The organism is Deferrisoma sp., from assembly GCF_054681715.1.
The window spans coordinates 1-5,350 of the sequence record NZ_BAAHFQ010000186.1 but is presented as its reverse complement, the minus strand read 5'-3'; the positions used below and the strand labels follow the sequence as shown (position 1 = coordinate 5,350).

Sequence of the window (5,350 nt, the reverse complement as noted above, 5' to 3'; positions counted from 1 at the left end):
GGCCGGCACGCCCACGTCCTCGGCCGCGTCGTAGGGCTTGAGCTGGGCCACGTACTCGTTCATGACCCACTCCTCCAGGGCCTCGGTGCGGCCCTCCCGGAGGAACCGGTCGATCTGGAACGCGGCCTCCTTGCCCCCGGCGAGCCCCGCGATCAGGGTCAGGGGACCGGTCACGCAGTCGCCGGCCGAGAACACCCCCACCCCGTCCACCACGGCCGCGAGCTTGTTCAGGCCCTCCACCCGGATCCGGTTGCCTCGGCCCGCCGCGACCGGGCCGCCCTCCGGCAAAAACCCCAGGTCGATCGCCTGGCCGATGGCCGGGATCACGGCGTCGGTCTCGAGCACGAACTCGCTGCCCTCGATCGGCACCGGGCTGCGTCGCCCCGAGGCGTCGGGCTCGCCGAGCTCCATCTTGATGAGCTCCACCCCCTTCACCTTGCCGTTCTCGTCCAGGACGAGCCGGGTGGGGTTCGTGAGGAACAGGAACTCGATCCCCTCGGCCTTGGCGTCGGCGATCTCCACCTTGTCGGCCGGCATCTCGGCCTCGGTGCGGCGGTAGACGAGCGTCACCTTCTCGTAGCCAAGCCGAAGCGCCGTGCGCACGCAGTCGATGGCCACGTTGCCGCCGCCCACGACCACCACACGCTTACCCACGAACACGGGCTTGCCGAGGGCCACGTTGCGCAGGAAATCGGCCCCCCGCATGAACCCTTCCTTGGCCTCCTCCTCGCCCGGCACCCCGAGCCCCGTGCCGAGCCGTGCCCCCACGGCCAGGAACACGGCCTTGAACCCGTCCTTCACGAGATCGTCCCAGGTGACGTCCCGGCCGACCTCGGTGTTGTACTTGATGGTGACCCCCAGGCCCGCGATGAGATCCGCCTCACGGCGCAGGATCGGGCGGGGCAGGCGGTAGTCCGGGATGCCCACGGCGGCCATGCCCCCGGGCTCGGGCAGGGCCTCGAACACCGTGACGTCGTACCCGAGTTGGGCCAGGTAGTAGGCGCAGGACAGCCCCGCCGGACCGGCGCCCACGATCGCCACCTTCTCCTTGTCGATCACGGGCTTGGGGAGCCGGGGGGGGCGGTTCCGGTCGAGCTCGTAGTCGGCCACGAACCGCTTGAGGTATTTGATCTGGATGGGGCCGTCCACGTTCTGGCGCCGGCAGTTGAACTCGCAGGGCCGCACGCACACCCGGCCCACGGTGCCGGGCAGGCAGTTGTCCTGCCGGATCACCTCCAGGCTGTCCTCGAACCGGCCCTTCTTGATGAGCTCGACGTAGGTGGGGATGTCGAGGTGGGCCGGGCAGGCGCTCTTGCACGGGGCCGTCAGCTTGAACCGGTACTCGCCCCGGGGGATCGGGGACTTCGCCTTCACGGCCTCGTCGAGCTCGGCGCGGAAATGGGTGACGAAGTCGGTGAACGCCTTGCCGCAGGAGCGGCCCAGGTCGCACATGGCCTGGTTCCGGAGCCTCTCGGACAGCCGCTCCACCGCGGCCACGTCGGCGGGTTCCCCGCGACCCTCGCACACCCGGGACAGGGCGTCGAAGATCACCTTGCTCCCCACCCGGCAGGGCACGCACTGGCCGCAGGAGTAGCGCACCAGCCCCTCGGCGTAGGCCCGGGCCATGTCGATGGGGTTCGCCCGGCCGTCCCAGAGCGCGATGCCGTCCCACCCCATGAGGCCCAGGAGCGGGGTGCCGGAGGGAAGTGACCGGGGCACCGGCAGGTCGTCGGCCCCCTGGGCCGTTCCCTGGCGGCTGTCGAGGACCTGACCGCCCCAACTGGAGAAAATCCGATCAGCCATGAACCCCTCTCCTCGCCCGGCTCAGCGGTCGATCTCGCCGAGCACGATGTCCAGGGAACCGATCACCGCGATCACGTCGGCCACCATCCGGCCCTTGATCATCTCCTCCAGGGCCTGGAGGTTGATGAAGCAGGGCGGCCGCACGCGGAACCGGTAGGGCTTCTCGCTTCCGTCGGAGACCAGGTAGTACCCGAGCTCCCCCTTGGTGGCCTCGACGCTCATGTACACGTCGCCCTCGGGCGCCTTGAACCCGCCGCTCATGAGCTTGAAGTGCCGGATCAGGCACCCGATGTCCTCGTACACGGTCTCCTTGGGTGGCGGCGTGATCTCGGGCACGTCGGCCATGACCGGCCCGTCGGGCATGCGGTCGAGGGCCTGCTCCACGATCCGGATGGACTGGCGCATCTCCGCCAGGCGCACCAGGTACCGCTCGTACACGTCGCCCACCGTGCCCGTGGGGATCTCGAAGTCGTAGGTCTCGTACCCGCAGTAGGGCAGGGCCTTTCGCACGTCCCATTTGACCCCGGCCGCCCGGAGCACCGGCCCGGTGATGGAGTACTGGATGCACTCCTCCTTCGAGATGATCCCGATGCCCTCGGTGCGGTTGCGCCAGATCTTGTTCTTGGTGAGAAGAAGCTCGTACTCATCCACCCGCGACGGGAACTCCTTCACAAACGCCCGGGCCTTTTCGAAGAACACGCGCGGCGCGTCCTGGGCGAGCCCCCCGATCCGGATGAAGCTCGGGGTGAGCCGGGCGCCGGTGACGTCCTCGAGCAGGTCGATAACGGTTTCACGCTCTCGGAAGCAGTAGAACAGGACCGTCATGGCCCCGATGTCCAGGGCGTGGGTCGCGAGCCACAGGAGGTGCCCGGCGATCCGCTGGAGCTCGGCCAGGCACACCCGCAGCACGTTGGCCCTCTCCGGAATCTGGTCCTCGATGCCCAGGAGCTTTTCCACCGCGAGGCAGTACCCCAGGTTGTTGATCAGCGCCCCGGTGTAGTCCATGCGGTCGGTGAGGGTCAGGGCCTGGTGGTAGGTCTTCGTCTCGGCGAGCTTTTCCAACCCCCGGTGCAGGTGCCCCAGGTGGGGCGTCGCCTTCACCACGGTCTCGCCGTCGAGCTCCAGCACCACCCGGAGCACCCCGTGGGTGGCCGGATGTTGGGGCCCCATGTTGACGATCATGTTCTTGGTCTCGGACATCTCGACCTCCGGGGATGGCCGGCGCCTCGGGCCGGGCGCGTCGCTCAGCGGTAGACCACCTTCTGGGGAATGCCCTCCAGCGGGAAGTCCTTCCGGAGCGGATGCCCCACATACCCGTCCCACAGGAGGATGCGCCGCAGGTCGGAGTGGCCGTCGAACACGATGCCGAAGAGGTCGTAGACCTCCCTCTCGAGCCAGTTGGCCGCCTTCCACACCCCCTCCACGGTGGGGATCGTGTCGTTCTCCTCCACCGGGGCCTTCAGGCGCAGCCGGCGGTTGTGGGGGAAGGAGTAGAGGTTGTACACGACCTCGAACCGGGGGGTGCGGGGCATGCGATCGACGGCCGTCAGGTCGGCGAGCATATTGAACGCGAGCCGCTCGTCGTCGCGGCAGAACGTGGCCACGTCCACGATGCGGTCCTTGGCCACCACCACGCTCAACTGGCCGCGGAACTCGTGGTGGCCGAGGATCGCGTCGCCGAACTCGGCCTGGAGGAGGTCAACGATCTCGGTGAGGTTGCGCATGGCAGCCCCTCTCTCCCTGGAACGCGAAGGAACCGTTTGGCCCTACCCGGCGGCCGCGGCGGTGTCGGGCCGGTCGGAGAACTTCTCCTGGGCGATCTTGTCCTGGAGCTTGATCAGCGCGGCCAGGAGCTGCTCCGGCCGGGGCGGGCACCCGGGCACATAGACGTCCACGGGCAGGAACTGGTCCACCCCCTGCACGGTGTTGTACACGTTGAAGATGCCGCCCGAGCAGGCGCAGGTGCCGTAGGCGATGACCCATTTGGGCTCGGGCATCTGGCGGTAGATCTTCTGGACCATGGCCGCCATCTTCTTCGTGACGGTGCCGGCCACGATCATGAGGTCGGACTGACGGGGGGACGGGCGGAACACCTCGGCGCCGAACCGGGCGATGTCGTAGGAGGCCGAGGAGGCCACCATCATCTCGAGGGCGCAGCAGGCAAGCCCGAAGGTGGCGGGCCAGATCGAGTTCTTCCGGGCCCAGCCGACCAGCTTCTCCAGGTTCGTCACCAGGACCGGGGGCAGCTTGGTCTCTACTCCCATTCCAGCACTCCTTTCCTCCAGATGTACACGTAGCCCACCAGGAGGATGAACAGGAACACCAGCATCTCGACGAACCCAAAGAGCCCGAGGGCCTTGAACTTCACGGCCCAGGGGTAGAGGAACACCACCTCGACGTCGAACACCAGGAACGCCATGGCGACCAGGTAGTACTTGACGTCGAAGGGTTGGCGAGCGCCGGGGTCCACCTCCATCCCGCACTCGTAGGTGGAGAGCTTGTCCGGATCGGGCCGGCGGGGCCCCAGCACCGACGAGATCAGCACCGTGCCCAGGCCGAACCCGGCCGCCAGCAGGAACAGGATCAGGATCGGAACGTAATTTTGGAGCATCCCATCCTCCCTGGCCCCCCGAGGAACCCCGGGGCCGCCTCACTTTGTGAATCCCCGGTACAAGGCGCGCGGTATGCTACTTGGGCCCAATTTGCGCTGTCAAGCACAAAACCGGCTTTCATTCCGGCACAAATCCTGTAAGGTTTCGAAACTGCCAGGCATTCCTTACGCCCGGCGGGCCGTTCGGCCCTCCCAGGCGTTGATGCACGCCAGCAAAATACCCAGCGTGATGAACGCGCCCGGCGGAAGGATCATGGCGATCACCGGCTGGAACCCCTGCCCCAAAAGGGGCAGCCCGAACCAGGTGCCGTTCCCCAGGATCTCCCGGATGCTGCCGAGCAGCGTCAGGCTCAGGGTGAACCCCAGGCCCATGCCCAGGCCGTCGGCCAGGGCGGGAAGGAGCGGGTGTTTGGACGCGAACGCCTCGGCCCGTCCCAGGATCACGCAGTTCACCACGATCAGCGGGATGAACACCCCCAGGGCCTTGTGCAGGCCGTGGGCGTAGGCGTTCATCACGAGATCCACCACGGTCACGAAGGTGGCGATCACCACGATGTAGGCGGGGATCCGGACCTTGGCCGGAATGGCGTTTCGGATGAGGCTCACCACGGCGTTGGAGCAAAGGAGCACGAACGTGGTGGCGAGCCCCATGCCGATCCCGTTGACCGCCTCGGTGGTCACGGCGAGCGTGGGGCACATGCCCAGCACCAGCCGGAACACCGGGTTTTCCTTGGCAATGCCCTTCCAGAACTGCTGAAACAGGGTCATGGCGGATTTCCGCTAGGAAGCTAGGACGCTATTAACCCGGCGCCAATAGAGGCGCGCAAGGAGCTCGCGAGGGCATGGGGCCTGCTTCCGGCCGTGCGTGAGTGCGGCATCCGGCTTACGCTGCATCCGGCACTCAGCCGGATGGGCGGAACCGCTCAGGAATTCTAG

The 5,350-nt window shown here is 67.4% G+C and carries 6 protein-coding genes; all 6 read right to left on the bottom strand.

Features of this window, described 5'->3' with window-relative positions; all coding sequences use genetic code 11:
- The coding region (locus ACY0I8_RS16040) for an FAD-dependent oxidoreductase (protein ID WP_461395541.1) at positions 1–1,803 on the bottom strand (1,803 nt) is incomplete at its 3' end.
- A 21-nt stretch (positions 1,804–1,824) separates the two neighbouring features.
- Positions 1,825–3,003, bottom strand: a complete 1,179-nt coding sequence (gene nuoD, locus ACY0I8_RS16035) for an NADH dehydrogenase (quinone) subunit D (RefSeq protein ID WP_461395540.1) — start codon at positions 3,001–3,003, stop codon at positions 1,825–1,827.
- A gap of 44 nt (positions 3,004–3,047) precedes the next feature.
- The gene (locus ACY0I8_RS16030) at positions 3,048–3,527 is read right to left on the bottom strand and encodes an NADH-quinone oxidoreductase subunit C (RefSeq protein ID WP_461395539.1); all 480 of its coding nucleotides are present in this window, start codon (positions 3,525–3,527) and stop codon (positions 3,048–3,050) included.
- A gap of 42 nt (positions 3,528–3,569) precedes the next feature.
- Positions 3,570–4,067, bottom strand: a complete 498-nt coding sequence (locus tag ACY0I8_RS16025; RefSeq protein ID WP_461395538.1) for an NADH-quinone oxidoreductase subunit B — start codon at positions 4,065–4,067, stop codon at positions 3,570–3,572.
- Entirely contained in the window at positions 4,058–4,414 is a 357-nt protein-coding gene (locus ACY0I8_RS16020; RefSeq protein WP_459941859.1) for an NADH-quinone oxidoreductase subunit A, read from the bottom strand. Before ACY0I8_RS16020 ends, ACY0I8_RS16025 begins: the two co-directional genes overlap by 10 nt.
- A gap of 165 nt (positions 4,415–4,579) precedes the next feature.
- Positions 4,580–5,182, bottom strand: coding sequence for an electron transport complex subunit RsxE (gene rsxE, locus ACY0I8_RS16015; RefSeq protein WP_461395537.1), 603 nt, complete (start codon positions 5,180–5,182; stop codon positions 4,580–4,582).
- Positions 5,183–5,350 lie beyond the last annotated feature (168 nt).